The 14,716-nt window shown below is 67.1% G+C and carries 14 protein-coding genes and 1 riboswitch; of the genes, 6 read left to right on the forward strand and 8 right to left on the reverse strand.

The features are described 5' to 3' along the window. Positions 1-209: 209 nt before the first annotated feature. From LEL84_RS17705 to LEL84_RS17715, 3 genes are all read right to left on the reverse strand, one after another. Complete coding sequence (locus LEL84_RS17705; RefSeq protein ID WP_319005244.1) at positions 210-1,613, reverse strand: IS1380 family transposase; 1,404 nt, start codon at positions 1,611-1,613, stop codon at positions 210-212. A gap of 244 nt (positions 1,614-1,857) precedes the next feature. Beyond that, the gene (locus tag LEL84_RS17710; RefSeq protein ID WP_226512335.1) at positions 1,858-3,135 is read right to left on the reverse strand and encodes a polysaccharide biosynthesis protein; all 1,278 of its coding nucleotides are present in this window, start codon (positions 3,133-3,135) and stop codon (positions 1,858-1,860) included. A gap of 8 nt (positions 3,136-3,143) precedes the next feature. Next, positions 3,144-4,511: a M1 family metallopeptidase gene (locus tag LEL84_RS17715; RefSeq protein WP_226512336.1), complete on the reverse strand. Its 1,368-nt coding sequence runs from the start codon at positions 4,509-4,511 to the stop codon at positions 3,144-3,146. Positions 4,512-4,733: 222 nt separating this feature from the next. Between LEL84_RS17715 and LEL84_RS17720 the strand changes: the two genes are divergently transcribed. Next, entirely contained in the window at positions 4,734-5,159 is a 426-nt protein-coding gene (locus LEL84_RS17720; protein WP_058251379.1) for a DoxX family protein, read from the forward strand. A gap of 4 nt (positions 5,160-5,163) precedes the next feature. Here the strand turns inward: LEL84_RS17720 and LEL84_RS17725 are convergent, their stop codons facing one another. After that, positions 5,164-5,745 carry a hypothetical protein gene (locus tag LEL84_RS17725; protein WP_175401114.1) on the reverse strand — a complete coding sequence of 194 codons (582 nt, stop codon included), beginning with the start codon at positions 5,743-5,745 and terminating at the stop codon, positions 5,164-5,166. A gap of 129 nt (positions 5,746-5,874) precedes the next feature. Between LEL84_RS17725 and LEL84_RS17730 the strand changes: the two genes are divergently transcribed. Next, positions 5,875-6,369 carry a DUF5709 domain-containing protein gene (locus LEL84_RS17730; RefSeq protein WP_065630492.1) on the forward strand — a complete coding sequence of 165 codons (495 nt, stop codon included), beginning with the start codon at positions 5,875-5,877 and terminating at the stop codon, positions 6,367-6,369. Here the strand turns inward: LEL84_RS17730 and LEL84_RS17735 are convergent. Next, positions 6,366-7,217 carry a Clp protease N-terminal domain-containing protein gene (locus LEL84_RS17735; protein ID WP_226512337.1) on the reverse strand — a complete coding sequence of 284 codons (852 nt, stop codon included), beginning with the start codon at positions 7,215-7,217 and terminating at the stop codon, positions 6,366-6,368. The genes LEL84_RS17730 and LEL84_RS17735 overlap by 4 nt on opposite strands. Before the next feature lie 171 nt (positions 7,218-7,388). Between LEL84_RS17735 and egtB the strand changes: the two genes are divergently transcribed. Together egtB and egtD are read left to right on the forward strand one after the other, a co-directional pair. Continuing rightward, on the forward strand, positions 7,389-8,702 hold the full coding sequence (gene egtB / locus LEL84_RS17740; protein ID WP_226512338.1) for an ergothioneine biosynthesis protein EgtB: 1,314 nt from the start codon (positions 7,389-7,391) through the stop codon (positions 8,700-8,702). Continuing rightward, entirely contained in the window at positions 8,699-9,688 is a 990-nt protein-coding gene (egtD, locus tag LEL84_RS17745; RefSeq protein ID WP_065630490.1) for an L-histidine N(alpha)-methyltransferase, read from the forward strand. Before egtB ends, egtD begins: the two co-directional genes overlap by 4 nt. Here the strand turns inward: egtD and LEL84_RS17750 are convergent. Beyond that, positions 9,669-10,733 carry an LLM class flavin-dependent oxidoreductase gene (locus LEL84_RS17750; RefSeq protein WP_065630489.1) on the reverse strand — a complete coding sequence of 355 codons (1,065 nt, stop codon included), beginning with the start codon at positions 10,731-10,733 and terminating at the stop codon, positions 9,669-9,671. The two genes, egtD and LEL84_RS17750, sit on opposite strands and share 20 nt — an antisense overlap. Positions 10,734-10,927: 194 nt before the next feature. Here LEL84_RS17750 and LEL84_RS17755 point away from each other — a divergent pair, with 194 nt between their 5' ends. Beyond that, positions 10,928-11,317: an SHOCT domain-containing protein gene (locus tag LEL84_RS17755; RefSeq protein WP_065630488.1), complete on the forward strand. Its 390-nt coding sequence runs from the start codon at positions 10,928-10,930 to the stop codon at positions 11,315-11,317. A 77-nt stretch (positions 11,318-11,394) separates the two neighbouring features. On the opposite strand, the gene thiD is transcribed toward LEL84_RS17755, so the two are convergent. Both thiD and thiC read right to left on the reverse strand, forming a co-directional pair. Then, complete coding sequence (thiD, locus tag LEL84_RS17760) at positions 11,395-12,315, reverse strand: bifunctional hydroxymethylpyrimidine kinase/phosphomethylpyrimidine kinase (protein ID WP_205333744.1); 921 nt, start codon at positions 12,313-12,315, stop codon at positions 11,395-11,397. Next, positions 12,315-14,003, reverse strand: a complete 1,689-nt coding sequence (gene thiC / locus LEL84_RS17765; RefSeq protein WP_226512339.1) for a phosphomethylpyrimidine synthase ThiC — start codon at positions 14,001-14,003, stop codon at positions 12,315-12,317. Before thiC ends, thiD begins: the two co-directional genes overlap by 1 nt. A gap of 7 nt (positions 14,004-14,010) precedes the next feature. Then, positions 14,011-14,100, reverse strand: a riboswitch (TPP riboswitch). A gap of 219 nt (positions 14,101-14,319) precedes the next feature. Here thiC and LEL84_RS17770 point away from each other — a divergent pair. Next, on the forward strand, positions 14,320-14,667 hold the full coding sequence (locus tag LEL84_RS17770) for a GNAT family N-acetyltransferase (RefSeq protein WP_065630486.1): 348 nt from the start codon (positions 14,320-14,322) through the stop codon (positions 14,665-14,667). The last annotated feature ends 49 nt before the right edge of the window (positions 14,668-14,716 follow it).

Consider the following 14,716-nt stretch of genomic DNA (forward strand, 5'->3'; position numbering starts at 1 on the left):
CTTCGTGGCTCGTCGCTTGCGCTCCTCGCACCTCAGCCTGAATCTTTCATGGGTGGCTGGGTTTTCGTCGATCAACGGTCGGTGTGGGGTTGTGGGGTTGGTGTTGGTGTGTGGGCAGGGTGGGTCGCCAGCGTTCGGTTCGCTGGTTGTTCTCAGTTCCTGGTGGGGGTGGGGGCTGCGGTGACCGGGTGCGTGTGACAGGGGGCTGGTTAGGCGGTGAGGCGTTGCCAGCCGTGGTGTATGTGGTGGTTGTAGGGCCAGTCGGTGGGTAGTCGCAGGGTGGTGGTGCGGGCGTGGGTGATGATTTTGCCGGCGACGGTGAGTAGGCGGTGGCGTAGGCGTTTGGGTTCCCAGCGGCGGATGGGGTCGTGGCGGGTGTAGCCGAGGGTTTGAGTCCAGGCGAGTAGGTCGGAGGCTAGGGCGACGATGTCGAGCCACAGTTGGTTTTTGGCGAATTCCTCGAAGGGCAGGTTGGCCATGCCGGTGTCTTTGAGGCAGCGGATACGGTCCTCGGCGCGGGCGCGTTGACGGTGTCGTAGTTCCAGGGTCGGTAGGGTCCAGCCGCGGCCGCGGGTGTTGGTGGCGAACACGGTGTAGCGGCGGCCCTCGATATCGGTGATGAGGTGTTGGGCTCCGTTGTGGGGGTATTCACGGCGCACGATCAGCCGCATCCCCGATGGCCAGGACTTGTAGCCGGGTTCTGCGGCACGGGTGGCCGGCGGTAGGTAGCGGGTGATCTCGGCGACCTGGGCATCAGCTCGCGGATCGGCGTCGGCGTTGTTGACCGCGGTGACCCAGGCAGCCTCGGGCAGCACGTCTAGGGCTTCTTTGACCAGTTCGGTGATGGTGAACCCGACCGAGTACTGCAGATTCTGCTCGGCCAGGTAGGCCAGGAACTCTTTGGCACACCCGGCCGAATCGGTACGGATGAGCACGTGGGCGCGTTCGGCAGCGGGCAACTGCGCCACCGCCCTTTCGGTGGCGGCGATGTGCATGTCCGCACCCTTGGGGGAGGCGCCCCCACGCCGCAGGTCCAGGTTCAGTGTTTCCCCGGTGCCGTAGGCGCCGTGGTCGACGAACGAACACATCGGGGAATGCCCGAACACCCGTTTATACGTTTTCTGGGCCTGTTCTTTGGCCGATCCGGCCGTCACGGTCGTGGCATCGAGATCGACGGTCACCAGCCCGCCATCGACGCTGCCCGCGGCGCCTTCCAGTGGGCGGGCGATGTCCCACACCCGTTCCCGCGCGGCGGCGCGAGCCGCACCGATCGCGGTACTGACCGCCTCGACATCAGCAGCGAGTCGGGTGATCACCCGCGAGATCGTGGGATCAGAGGCCACCTGCCCATACAACTGTGGTTGAGCACGGACTGTGGCCACATCGGCCACACAGTCACCACCGGTCGCCAAGGTCATCGCCAGATCCAGCACGATCTTGGCCGGATCATGGACCGTGGCTGTCGTTCGCCATGGCGCCATTGCCGCGGTCAGGGCGGCGCCCAGGCCGCAGACCTGCACGGTTTTCGTCAGTAACACCCCGCCGGAGGTTGTCAGCACCGACTCGGTGCGCGTGGGGTCGACAATCAACTCGGGATACACGTTATTCTTCACCTGCGAGGTGCCTTTCTTCTTGTGACTATTTGTTTGTGGTGAATCAATAATCACAAGGTAGACAGGCACTTTCGCGTATCACACGCCGAACACCAGCAACATCAGTGAAATATCCAGGCTCAGGGAGCAGGGGTTATGCGGTTCTTTCGGTCAACGACGGCCGCGAGGCCGCAGGTACTGAGGGGCGAGCTTGCGAGCCGACCCCATGCTCCCTGAGGAGCGAGCTTGCGAGCGTCACGAAGGGTCAGGCCCGCAGCACCCCGACGAGATGAACGCCGAGGCCGACCAGGGGTCCGACGACGAGGGCGACGCAGGTCCGGGTCGCGACGTCGAGCGGCAGCAACAACATCGCGATCGCGACCAGGGTCGACATCCACCATCCGGCCGCGTACCAGCGGTGGGCGCCCGCGGCGATCGCGGCGGCGCCGGTCACCGTCAGCAGCGCCAGGCACGTCGCGCCGAGCGTCAGCATCGCCACGACCACACCGTCGAGATCGAAGTCGGCGCCGAACACCGATCGCAGCAACCACGGGCCCACCAGCCACGCGGCCGTCACCCCGACGCCACCGACCGCGGCGACGATCCCGAGGGGAGCACCCAGCGCGGCGAGGCGGTGGTCCCGGCGGTCGACGAACCTCGAGATCAGCACACCCTGAAAGCTGTTGAGCGGCACCAGTAGTGGTGCGCGGGTCAGGGTGACGGCGAGGATCAGCGCGCCGATAGTCCGGACGTCGTCGGCGTCGGGGCCGCCACGCAGGTCGGTGGTCAGGTTGATGAGCACGGGAAAACCCATGACGAGGACGGCGCTCGCGGCGGCGGCGGCCATCGCGGTCAGGGTGTTGCCCGTCAGACGTCGGGGCGCGACGTCGCCGGCGACGCCGATCGCACGGCGGGCCGAGGCCGACACCACGAGCAGCAGGCACCACGACACCGACCCGACGACGGTGACGACCAGGAACGCGGTGACACCCCAGCCGGCCGCCACCGCGACACCGGCACCAGCGAGCCGGATCAGCGCGTCGACCGACAGCAGCACCGCGAACGACGACCAGTCCAGCCGCCCCGACAACGCTCCGCACAGGTGCGCGTACACCGCGAAGCTCGCCACGCCGACGGCGAGCAGCAGCACCGACAGGCCGCGATCCGCGGTGAAAACGCGTGAGCTCCACACCGGTGACGTCGCGACGACCAGAACGGCCAGGCCGAGCCCGATGCCCGCGTTGACCAGCAACGGGCGTGACCGGGCGAGCCCCTCCGATGCGGCGGTCCGGACCGCCCGCGTCGTCTCCTGGAGTTGCCCGTTCTGCGCCCCGGTCACCAGGCCGTAGGCAGCCCAGAACACGGCGAACACGCCGTAACCGACGGCCCCGAGATGCCTGGCCGCCAAGAGCAGGACGACATATCCCGACGCGGCCGCGACGATCGTCGCCATCGTGACCCGGCCCAGTGAACGTGCGTCGGTGTCGCCTGGCGGACTGGCCGAACCGGCGTCCGGACCCGGCGTCGTCGGATCGGTCGTCATCGAACGGTTCAGGAAGGACCCGGGAACGGCGGCAACTCGGGCGTGAACAGCCAGTCGTCCCAGAGATCCTTGAGCGGCTTCGACGAGTGGGTGGCGGCGAGCGCCATGAAGTCCTCGGTGGTCACCGAGCCGTACCGATACTTGTCGGTCCACCGCTGCAGCAGCGCGAAGAAGTCGCCGTCACCGATGGTCAGCCGCAGGGCGTGCAGGGTGAGTGCGCCGCGTTTGTAGATCCAGTCGTCGAACATCTTGCGCGGACCGGGATCGGCGAGTGGCACACGCACCGGCGACGATTCGAGTTTCGCGTAGTAGTGACGCGCCCATTCGTCGGCGCTGCGGCCGCCCGAGTGCTGACTCCACAGCCACTCGGCGTAACAGGCGAAACCCTCGTGGAGCCAGATGTCGCGCCAGCGGGCCGCGGTCACCGAGTTGCCGAACCACTGATGCGCGAGCTCGTGGGCGATCAACCGCTCCGCGTGCCGGCTGCCGTCGCAGTGATTGGCCCCGAAGGTGGAGAAACTCTGTGCCTCGATGGGGATCTCGAGTTCGTCGTCGGTGACCACGACGGTGTACTGGGGGAACGGATACGGCCCGAACATCTCGACGAACGCGGACATCATCTCGGTCTGCTGACCGAAATCGACCCCGAAGTTCTCCTCGAGTCGCGAGGGGACGAGGCCCGAGACCGGAATCGGTTTGGACGCCAACGAGATCTGCTTGTACTGACCGATCTGGATCGACGCCAGGTAGGTGGGCATCGGTTCCACCTGCTCGTAGACCCAGGTGGTCTGCGCGGCGCGGACCCGCTTGGACTCCAGGACGCCGTTGGCGAGCGCGTGATACGGGCTGTCGGTGGTGATCGAGATCCGGTACGGCGCCTTGGCGCTCGGGTGGTCGTCGCAGGGGAACCACGACGCCGCCCCGTTGGGCTGGTTCGCACAGAGCGAGCCGTCGGTCAGTTCCTCCCAACCGACCTCACCCCACGGGCCGCGGATCGGATGCGGACTGCCGTGGTATCGGACGGTGACGGTCATCGCCCCGCCCGGGGGGAGTGGAGTGTCGGGGGTGATGGTCAGCTTGTGCCGACGATGCGAATAGCGGGCGCGCTTGTCGTTGACCGACACCCGTTGCACCGACAGCGAGCTCGCCAGGTCGAGGGTGAAACGCTTGAGCTCGGCATACGACGTCGCGGTCAGGATCGCGGTGCCCTCGAGTCGATTGCTCGACACCTTGTACTCAAGTTCCAGATCGTATCGAGAGATGCGATAGCCCAGATTGCCGTTGTCGGGCAGATATGTATCGAGGACGTCGGCGGGTGCCCCCAGCACGGGTTGCCCGGAGTTGCCACGTGAACCCAGCCCAGACTTTCCCGGCACTCTCGACTCCTACTCCGTTCTGCCCCGGCGGGCTGACGTGCGGCGGCGCGCCTCGACGAGTCGCGTCGGCGACGCGCTGCGACCGGTCACGAAGCGGTTGCGGTTCGGTGGTGACGTCTCGATTCGGCTGTTCACCCGCGACGGGGCGATGCTGTCCCGGACACTGAGAGAGTACCTGGCGGCGGCACAGCCGGCCCGCCCGATCGATTCGAGGAGTGCGGAATGAGCGGATTCGGTAGTGTGGCGCAGTTTCTCGCGCGCCTGATACTCGGCATCATCTTCATCGCCCACGGGTGGCAGAAGCTGGTCACCCAGGGTATGGACGCCACCAAGGCGGCATTCGGCCCGGCCGGCATGGACATCCCCTACCCAGAGCTCGCCGCGTACTACGCGACATGGGTCGAGCTGATCGGCGGCATCCTGCTGATCCTCGGACTGCTGCTGCCGATCGTCGCGACCCTGCTGATCGCCGACATGATCGGCGCGATCGTGTTCGTGCACTGGGACGCCGGGTTCTGGAACATGGACGGCGGTTACGAGTGGCCGCTCGCGCTGATCGCGGGCCTGCTGGCCGTCGGCTACACGTCGGCCGGCCGGATGGGCGCCGACAGCTACATCATGCGACGCCGACGCCGAGACGTCGTCTGACGGCTCACACCAGAGCCAGACCGTCGATGGTGGCCGCGCTCGCCGGAGCGCCGCCACCATCGGCCAACCTATCGACCAGGCGCGTGAGCAGTTCTCGCTCCTCGTCGGCGTGACGGAGTCCGACACCGTCGATGAGCCCCGGCGAGATCAGCGCGAGGGGATCGGTGTCGTGCCGATGGACCACCGCCGCGCCGAGCAGACGTTGCGCCTGGGCGGGATCGGACTTCCAGAGCGCGTCGGCGGTCAGCAGGTACAACCGGACGGCCGGCGGATAGTCGTGCAGGTGCACGAGCGCCCAGGCCCAGTGCTTCGCGACGTCGACCGTGTCGGCTTCGGCGCGCCCGTGCGTGCGCACGTACTTGCCGTGCAGTTCACGACACAGGTGGCTGGCGTCGGACCACAGCATGAGATGGGACATGCAGCGGACGCAGTCGTGCAGATTGGACAGGTACATCACCGAATACGGTCCCTCGCGGCGCGATCTGATCTCGCGGAGCACGGAGAACTCGGCCAGCGCGTGGTCGTATTCACCGGCCGAGAGCAGCGCCCGGGCCTCGGCCTGCATTTCCTCGATCACCCTCGACATTGTCGCCGATCCGGCACGACGGCACCGGCGATTCGGCCGAACCGGGTGAGCGCGACCGACAGCGGTCGGCCACGTCGCGCCGTCGGGTCGTCCTGGCGGGACTCCCGGCGGGCTGGCATCGTGGCAAGGATGAAGGACGACATCGGTAGCACCCCGGAGGGTTCGGACGGCGAGTACAGCCTGGACGAGGACGACCAACTGCAGCCGGAGGACACTCTGGACGACCGCGGCGTCGACGACGTCCTCGACGAGGGGTACTCACCGCCCGACTATGTCCCCAAGGGTGCCGTCCACGGGCTGACCTCCCGGGAACAGGCCGAGGGCGAGACGCTCGACGAGCGGCTGGCCGAGGAGGAGCCCGACGTCGGAGCGGTCGATCCGCTCGACGAGATCACTGCCGAGGAACGTGCGCGGACCGATTGGCGCGCACACGATTCCGACCGTGACGAGGAGTTCGAGGAAGACGACGAGGTCGGCGACCGCCGCGCCGGACGTCTCATCGCCCCGGATGCCGGATCTGGTATCGACACCGAGTCGGACGCCGTCGCCGAGGACGCCGGGATCGACGGCGCCGGGGCCTCCGCGGAAGAGGCTGCGGTGCACTACATCTCCGATTCGGACTAGTCGGTCTGACCCGGCCCGCTCGCTTCGCTCCCGGCGCCGGTTTGATTCGGCCCGCTCGCTTCGCTCCCGGCGCCGGTTTGATTCGGCCCGCTCGCTTCGCTCCCGGCGCCGGGCTGCTCCAATACCTGCGCCAGCGTCGCGACGATGGTCGAGCGGACGGCATCGGCCGTGAGACCCAGCCCGCTCATCGCCTCGGCGAGCGTTGCATCGACGAAGAAGCCGAGCAGGAGATGCTCCGTGCCGATGTGGTTGTGCCCGAGATCGAGGGCGGCAGCGACGGTCGACTCCAGGACCGACTTCGACGCGTCGTCGTAGGGCACCACGCTCGTTGCTTCGTCGTCGGCGATGTCCCGCGGTGCCGGGAGCAGTGGCGCGATGGCTGCACGCCAGGCGTCGGCGTCGATACCGGAGTCCCGCAGCACATGGAACACGAGGGACTTCGGTTCGACCGTGAGGGCCTGCGCGATGTGGGCCGGGGTCACGTGCTCGGCACGGCCCGCGGCCGCTGCCGCGTTCGCGGCCATCAGTACGTTCGCGGCCCGGGGCGTGAAACGCGAGAACGGGTTGTCCGCGCCGGGTGCATTGTTCTCGCCTGCGGACGACACGCGGTCGACGAACCGCTTCTGAGCGGCCTGTTTGCTCACGCCCATGCTGGTGCCGATCGCGGTCCACGATGCTCCCGAGCGGCGGGCCTGGTCGACGAAGTGACCGATCAGGCTGTCGGCGATGTCGCCCAGGTGCTGCGCGGCGACCACCGCGTCGGAGAGTTGGTCCAGCGGGTCGTCGTGGACCTTGCGGATGGCATGGATCAGGTCGTCGAGGCGGATGGTGACTGAATTCTGGGGCATGCGTCAACCGTAGGTTGACGAGTCGATCGCGTCAACCCCGAGTTGACGACGACACGTCGAGGCCGATAAGAGCCTGTGCGTTGACAGGAACGGCAAGCGTCATGACGATGGATGCGGAGATCGGCGAAGTCGTCGCCGGCCGCTCCAGGCTTTGCCACGGGAGGTTATCCAGTGAGCATCACCGAACCGTCGGTTCGTCCCCAGTCCACAGACACCCGGTCCGCCGAGAGCCCGCCGGCGAACGGTGTCGTCACCGATGTCGCGCGTCGCTACCTCGACGTCCGCGCCCTGACCGACACGCTGTCCGAACGGCTTTCGCCCGAGGACCAGACACCGCAGTCGATGACCGAGGCGAGCCCGGCGAAATGGCACCGGGCGCACGTCACCTGGTTCTTCGAGGAGTTCATCCTGCGGCGTGACCCCGCGTACAAGGTCTACGACGACACGTTCCGGTACCTGTTCAACAGCTACTACGAGGCTGTGGGAGAACGGCATCCACGACCTGATCGCGGTCTCGTCACGCGGCCGGGTGTCCGCGATGTGACCCGCTACCGCGAGCATGTCGACGCCGCGATGGTGGATCTCCTCGAGCGCGGCGACCTCGACGAGGCCGCACTCGAACTCGTCGAACTCGGCTTCAATCACGAACAGCAGCACCAAGAGCTGCTGCTCATGGACATCAAGCATCTCTTCTCCACCAATACGTTCGGGCCGGTGTACATCGATCGCGAACCCGACGAACCGGGCATCGCGAAAGCGTTGGGCTGGCGGCAGTTCGAGGGCGGCGTCAACGAGATCGGCGCGTTGGGCAGCGGATTCTCCTACGACAACGAGGGCCCCCGGCACCGGGTGTATCTCGAGGACTTCGAGATAGCCGACCGCGCGGTCACCAACGCCGACTGGCTGGAGTTCATGGCCGACGACGGTTACCGGCGCGCCGAATTCTGGTTGTCCGACGGGTGGGCGACCATCCGCCAGACCGGATGGGACGCACCGGGATACTGGCGCGACGAAACGGGTGCGCGCTCCACCGACCCGTCGGACTGGACGACGTACACCCTGTCCGGCCGGCGGCAGATCGTGCCCGACGAGCCCGTCCTGCACGTCTCGTTCTACGAGGCCGACGCCTACGCCCGCTGGGCGGGGGCCCGGCTGCCCACCGAATTCGAGTGGGAGATCGCTGCCGGCTCACTGGGTACCGAGCGCGGGGCCCTGCTCGACCCGGACCGATGTCATCCCGGCCGCGTCGGTGCGGCGATGATCGGGGATGTGTGGGAGTGGACGGCCAGTGCGTACCTGCCCTATCCCGGCTTCGTGCCCGCCAACGGCGCGGTGGGTGAATACAACGGCAAGTTCATGTCCGACCAGCATGTGCTGCGCGGGGCGAGCGCGGTGACGCCTGTGGGTCACGAACGACTGACGTACCGGAACTTCTTCCCGGCGCCGTCGCGCTGGGTCTTCTCGGGACTCCGGCTGGCCCGATGAGCCTCGACAGCGACACCCCGGTGACGGCGACCACCGGGGAGACGGCCATCGGGGGCCTTGCCGCAGACGCACTCTCGGGATTGTGGCAGCAACCGCCGGTCCTCCCGACGAAGTGGTTGTACGACGAGCGCGGCAGCAAGCTCTTCGACGAGATCACCCGTCTGCCCGAGTACTATCCCACCCGCCGCGAGACCGCGATCCTGCGCGCGCGGTCGGCCGAGATCGCCTCGACGACCCGTGCCGACGTCATCGTCGAACTGGGCTCGGGCACATCGACCAAGACGCGTCTGCTGCTCGACGCCTTCGTGGACGCGGCCGCCGACGGTGAGCGTCCGACCTACGTCCCCGTCGACGTCAGCACCGAGATGCTCACGACGACAGCCGAAGTGCTCGCCGTCGACTATCCCGGGATCGACGTCGTCCCCGTGGTCGCCGACTTCACCGAGCCCGACCTGGATCTCCCGCCCGCCGACGGCCCGCGCCTCGCGGTGTTCCTCGGTGGCACTATCGGCAACTTCGATCCTGCTGCGCGCGCGGAGTTCTATCGTTCGATGGTCGGCTCGTTGTCCCCGGGTGATTACTTTCTCCTCGGCACCGACCTCGTCAAGGACACCGGGCGGCTCGTCGCCGCCTACGACGACAGTGCCGGTGTGACCGCCGATTTCAACCGGAACATGATCGAGGTGCTCCGTGCCGGCCTCGACGCTCGCGGGCTCTACGCCGACGACTTCGAACACATCGCCCGCTGGAATCCGGGCGAGCACCGCGTCGAGATGTGGCTACGTGCCCGACGGGACGTCGACGCGTACTTCGGTGTGCTGGGCCGATCGTGGCGGGTGCCCGCGGGAACCGAGATCCACACCGAGATCAGCACCAAGTTCCAGCCGGGGGCGCTCGCGGAAGAACTCGAGTCGGCCGGACTGTCCGTCGTGTCGGCGTGGACCGATCCCGCGGGCGACTTCCAGCTCACCCTGACCCGACGCTGAGCAGTTCGCGCACCCGCGGGATGACCTGCGTCCCATAGAGCTCGACACTGCGCATGAGCTCGGCGTGGCCGAGTGTCCCGTGCGAGTACTTCAGGTCGAATCGGCTCAGTCCCAGAGCTTGGACGGTCGACGCGATCTTGCGGGCAACGGTGTCGGGCGACCCGACGTAGAGCGAGCCGCCGGGTCCGGTCGACCGCTCGAACTCGATGCGGGTCGGGGGCGGCCAGCCGCGTTCGCGACCGATGCGTCCGACGTACTCGCGGTAGTGCGGCCACAGGTCGTCGCGTGCCTGCGCGTCGGTGTCGGCGACATGTCCCGGTGAGTGCACGCCGACGGGCATCAGCGGCTTGTCCATCTCGCGCAGGGCGCGGTGATAGAGATCGACGTACGGCTTGAAGCGCAGTGGGTCGCCGCCGATGATCGCGAGCATGAGCGGCAGGCCGTACGACGCGGCACGTACCACCGACTCCGGGCTGCCGCCGACCGCGATCCACGTCGGCAGGGGCGGGTTCTCGAGTTCGGGGTAGACCGTCTGGGACTGCAGAGGACTGCGCGTGGAACCCGACCAGGAGACCGGTCGGCCGGTGCGCAGTTCGGCGAACAGGGCCAGCTTGTCGCTGAACAGTTCCTCGTAATCGGAGAGGTCGAAACCGAACAGCGGAAACGACTCGGTGAACGACCCGCGCCCGAGGATCACCTCGGCACGACCCGACGACAACGCATCGACTGTCGAGAACCGCTGGAACACGCGGATCGGATCATCGGAACTCAGGACGGTGACGGCCGAACCGAGACGCATCCGGGTGGTGCGCGCCGCGATGGCGCCGAGTACGACCTCGGGTGCCGACACCGCGTAGTCGTCCCGGTGATGCTCACCGACACCGAGGAAGTCGACGCCGACCGTGTCGGCGAGGATGGCCTGCTCGAGCAGATCGCGCAGGGTCTGCGACCCCGAGCGCAATGTGCCGTCGGGTTCGGCGGTGATGTCCCCGAACGTGTCGAGACCGAGCTCGACCTTCTCGATACCTACCGGGTGAGATTCCATGTCGCCCTTCGCGAAGTTGTGATCGTGCGGGGCGAAATCGGAGGAATTGCGCCCGCAATGGTCTTTTCACACGATTTCACGAACATCTTTCCAGTTCGTCACGGTGTCGAGGTCGGTGCTGTGTAATGCTTCATAACGGTTCATGTGCTCGGCTCTGAACTCGCCGATTTCTTCTAGACAAGGGAGACACTCCGATGTGGGATTCATTCTGGGACTTCATCTGGTACACGATCGTCATCTTCGCGTTCGTGGCCTACCTGATCGTCCTGTGGCACATCATCAGCGACCTGTTCCGGGACAAGGCCGCGTCGGGCTGGCAGAAGGCGGCCTGGATTGTCTTCTTGATCTTCCTCCCGTACCTCACCGCCATCGTGTACCTGCTCGCCAAGGGCAAGGGGATGGCCGAGCGTCAGCGTGAGGCCTACAGCGAGGCCAAGCAGGCGTCCGACGAGTACATCCGGTCCGTCGCAGGCACCTCGCCGACCCAGCAGATCGCCGACGCGAAGAACCTGCTCGACTCGGGCGCGATCACACCCCAGGAGTTCGAGCACTTGAAGAGCAAGGCCCTCAGCGGAACCGCCTGACGGTCCCTCGACACAGACATCGCTCCCCGATGGCGCCGGTCGCCGTCGGGGAGCGTTGTCTGTTTCTCGTGTTCGCGTCAGTCCGCCGACCCGACGCCCACACGCCACAGCGGATTGACCGGACCGTGGCCGGCGCCCAGTGGATACGCAGCGGCCAGGCAGCGGGTCACCCAGTCCTTGCCGAAGCCGACCGCCGCGGGAACGTCGTGCCCGTGGGCCAGCGCGCATGCGATCGCGGCGGCGAGGGTGTCGCCGGCGCCGTGGTCATGCGGGGTGTCGATGCGTTCGTGGCTGAGCTCGATGAACTGGTCGCCGTCGTAGAGCAGATCGGGGGAGTGGTCCGAGCTTCGCAGGTGCCCGCCTTTCACCAGCGCCCAGCGCGGCCCGAGATCGAGCAGCGCCCTGGCCGCGTCGCGTTGCGACGCGGTATCGGTGACCTCGATCCCGGTGATCAGGCGAACCTCGTCCAGGTTCGGGGTCACCACCGTCGCGAGGGGAAACAGGCTGTGCCGCAGGGTGTCGAGTGCCGAGTCGGCGAGCAGCTGGTTGCCGTGCATCGACGCGCACACCGGATCGACCACCAGCGGAACGGATGTGTCCCGGCCGATACCGCTCGTGCGGCACTGCTCGACGATGGCCTCGATGATGGGCGCCGACGCGAGCATCCCGGTCTTCGCCGCGGCCACACCGATGTCACCGGACACGGAGTCGATCTGCGCCGCCACGGTCTGCGGTGAGATCTCCTCGAACCCGCTCACGCCCACCGAGTTCTGGACCGTCACCGCGGTCACCGCGACACACCCGTGCACCCCGAGCAGGGCGAAGGTGCGCATGTCTGCTTGAATTCCCGCGCCCCCGCCGGAGTCCGAACCAGCGATGGTCAGGACCCGTACCGGGGCCGTTCCGGGCGGTGACAGCGGGAGTCCCGTGTAGGCCTGTTCGTCGACCGTGCGCTGATTCGCGTCGACTGTGCGTCGTCGTGCGTCGTCTGTGCGCATCAGGCGCCGCCGGTCGTCTGGAGCGGGAGGTACACGCGGTTACCGGCCTCGGCGAACTCGGCCGACTTCGCGGCCATGCCCTCGGCGATAGTCCGGTCGATGTCGTCCGCGGTGACGAGACCGTGCTCCTCGGCGTAGGCGCGGACGTCCGCCGAGATCCGCATCGAGCAGAACTTGGGTCCGCACATCGAGCAGAAGTGGGCGGTCTTCGCGGGCTCGGCGGGCAGCGTCTCGTCGTGGTATGCGCGCGCGGTGTCGGGGTCGAGGGCGAGATTGAACTGGTCGGTCCAGCGGAACTCGAAGCGCGCCTTGCTCAGTGCGTCGTCGCGTTCCTGTGCCCGCGGGTGGCCTTTGGCCAGGTCGGCCGAGTGCGCCGCGATCTTGTACGTGATCACGCCGACCTTGACGTCGTCGCGGTCCGGAAGTCCTAGATGCTCTTTCGGAGTCACGTAGCACAGCATCGCGGTGCCGGCCTGAGCGATCATCGCCGCGCCGATGGCCGAGGTGATGTGGTCGTAGGCCGGCGCGATGTCGGTGGCGAGCGGACCCAGGGTGTAGAAGGGGGCCTCCTCGCACAGCTCCTCCTCCAGGCGCACGTTCTCGGCGATCTTGTGCATCGGGACGTGCCCGGGGCCTTCGATCATGACCTGCACACCATGCGATTTGGCGATCGCGGTCAGCTCGCCGAGAGTGCGGAGTTCGGCGAACTGGGCCTCGTCGTTCGCGTCGGCGATCGATCCGGGGCGCAAGCCGTCGCCGAGGGAGAACGTGATGTCGTAGCGGCGGAAGATCTCGCACAACTCGTCGAAGTGCGTGTACAGGAACGACTCCCGGTGGTGCGCGAGACACCAGGCCGCCATGATCGAACCGCCGCGCGAGACGATGCCCGTCACCCGCTTCGCGGTCAGCGGAACGTAGCGCAGCAGGACACCGGCATGGACGGTCATATAATCGACGCCCTGCTCCGCCTGCTCGATGACTGTGTCGCGATACAGTTCCCAGGTCAGCGAGGCGGGATCGCCGTTGACCTTCTCCAGCGCCTGGTAGATCGGAACCGTCCCCACGGGGACCGGCGAGTTACGCATGATCCACTCGCGGGTGGTGTGGATGTCGGCGCCGGTCGAGAGATCCATGATCGTGTCGGCGCCCCAGCGGGTGGCCCACACCATCTTCTCGACCTCGTCGGAGATCGAGCTGCGCACCGCCGAATTACCGATGTTCGCATTGACTTTCACCGCGAAGTTCTTGCCAATGATCATCGGTTCGGACTCGGGGTGGCGGTGGTTGGCCGGGATGACCGCGCGGCCGATGGCGACCTCCGACCGGACCAGTTCGGCGTCGACGCCCTCCCGGGCGGCGATGAACCGCATCTCGTCGGTGATGATGCCGGCACGCGCCCAGGCCAGCTGGGTGCTCGCGCCTTCGATCGGGTCGGGCCGATGCCAGCTGTCGCGGGTGGGGGTGAGGCCCTTCTCGACGTCGATGTGCGCCGCCGTATCGGTGTAGGGGCCGGAGGTGTCGTAGACGTCGAGGTGTTCGCCGTTGGTGAGCTGGATTCGACGCTGCGGCACACGCAGGTCGTCGACGGCGAGGTAGTGCTTGGCGCTGCCCTCGATCGGGCCGAGGGTCAGGAACCCGGAATCGGCGGGTGCGCTGCTGTTGCGGGTGGTGGATACACGTGTGCCCATGGCTGGTCTCCCTACGCCGGCATTACCCGGACAGGTTCGAGCGGTCGGCGACCGCCCGTCGCCATCTCAGCCCTCGGTCATCGTGAGAGCCCCCGCGGTGTGTAGTTGTCGTGCGTCCGCCACCCTACATCGCATCGTCCGGTCGGTGCGTGCGGGTGGGGAAGACCGTATCGATTTGCGACGATCACACGATCGGGGTCGGCAGTTACGGTTCCGTAAGGTACCGTGTGACCCGGATCACAGGGATGGCGCTGTCGCGTGTGGCAGGTACGCGCCGGTGATCCGATGTCCGCGATCACGAGGTGAGGAGGGTCGGGTGCTACGCAAGCATCGTCAGCGACCACCACAGTCGGCAAAGTCCATCCTGCAACAGATCTCGCAGGTGGTACACAATCCCGACCGCGACCGATTCGAACTCTGGGTCGCCGGCGACCTGGTCGGCGTGCTCGGTTATTCGACCGAGTCGGCGGACGGTCAGACCACCATCACCGTGCTGCACACCGTGCTCTACGACGAATACAGCGGACACGGACTCGCCACGCGACTCACCCGTAGCGCCGTGCACTACACCCGCGAACAGGGTGCCCGCCTCCGGCCGGTGTGCACGTTCACCAAGCGCTACCTCGACAGCCATCCCGGGATCGTGCCGCTCGCGCCGGTGTGATCCGAAGGTAAGCCTCGGCGGCTCCAGAACATTCCTCGCCGGACCCTTC

This window comes from Gordonia sp. WA4-43 (assembly GCF_020520305.1).
GTDB lineage: Bacteria > Actinomycetota > Actinomycetes > Mycobacteriales > Mycobacteriaceae > Gordonia > Gordonia hongkongensis.

Coding starts and splice junctions, on each gene's coding strand:
- LEL84_RS17710 (WP_226512335.1), bottom strand. CDS start 3,135: ATGACGACCGATCCGACGACGCCGGGTCCGGACGCCGGTTCGGCCAGT.
- LEL84_RS17720 (WP_058251379.1), top strand. CDS start 4,734: ATGAGCGGATTCGGTAGTGTGGCGCAGTTTCTCGCGCGCCTGATACTC.
- LEL84_RS17725 (WP_175401114.1), bottom strand. CDS start 5,745: ATGTCGAGGGTGATCGAGGAAATGCAGGCCGAGGCCCGGGCGCTGCTC.
- LEL84_RS17730 (WP_065630492.1), top strand. CDS start 5,875: ATGAAGGACGACATCGGTAGCACCCCGGAGGGTTCGGACGGCGAGTAC.
- LEL84_RS17735 (WP_226512337.1), bottom strand. CDS start 7,217: ATGCCCCAGAATTCAGTCACCATCCGCCTCGACGACCTGATCCATGCC.
- egtD (WP_065630490.1), top strand. CDS start 8,699: ATGAGCCTCGACAGCGACACCCCGGTGACGGCGACCACCGGGGAGACG.
- LEL84_RS17750 (WP_065630489.1), bottom strand. CDS start 10,733: ATGGAATCTCACCCGGTAGGTATCGAGAAGGTCGAGCTCGGTCTCGAC.
- LEL84_RS17755 (WP_065630488.1), top strand. CDS start 10,928: ATGTGGGATTCATTCTGGGACTTCATCTGGTACACGATCGTCATCTTC.
- thiD (WP_205333744.1), bottom strand. CDS start 12,315: ATGCGCACAGACGACGCACGACGACGCACAGTCGACGCGAATCAGCGC.
- thiC (WP_226512339.1), bottom strand. CDS start 14,003: ATGGGCACACGTGTATCCACCACCCGCAACAGCAGCGCACCCGCCGAT.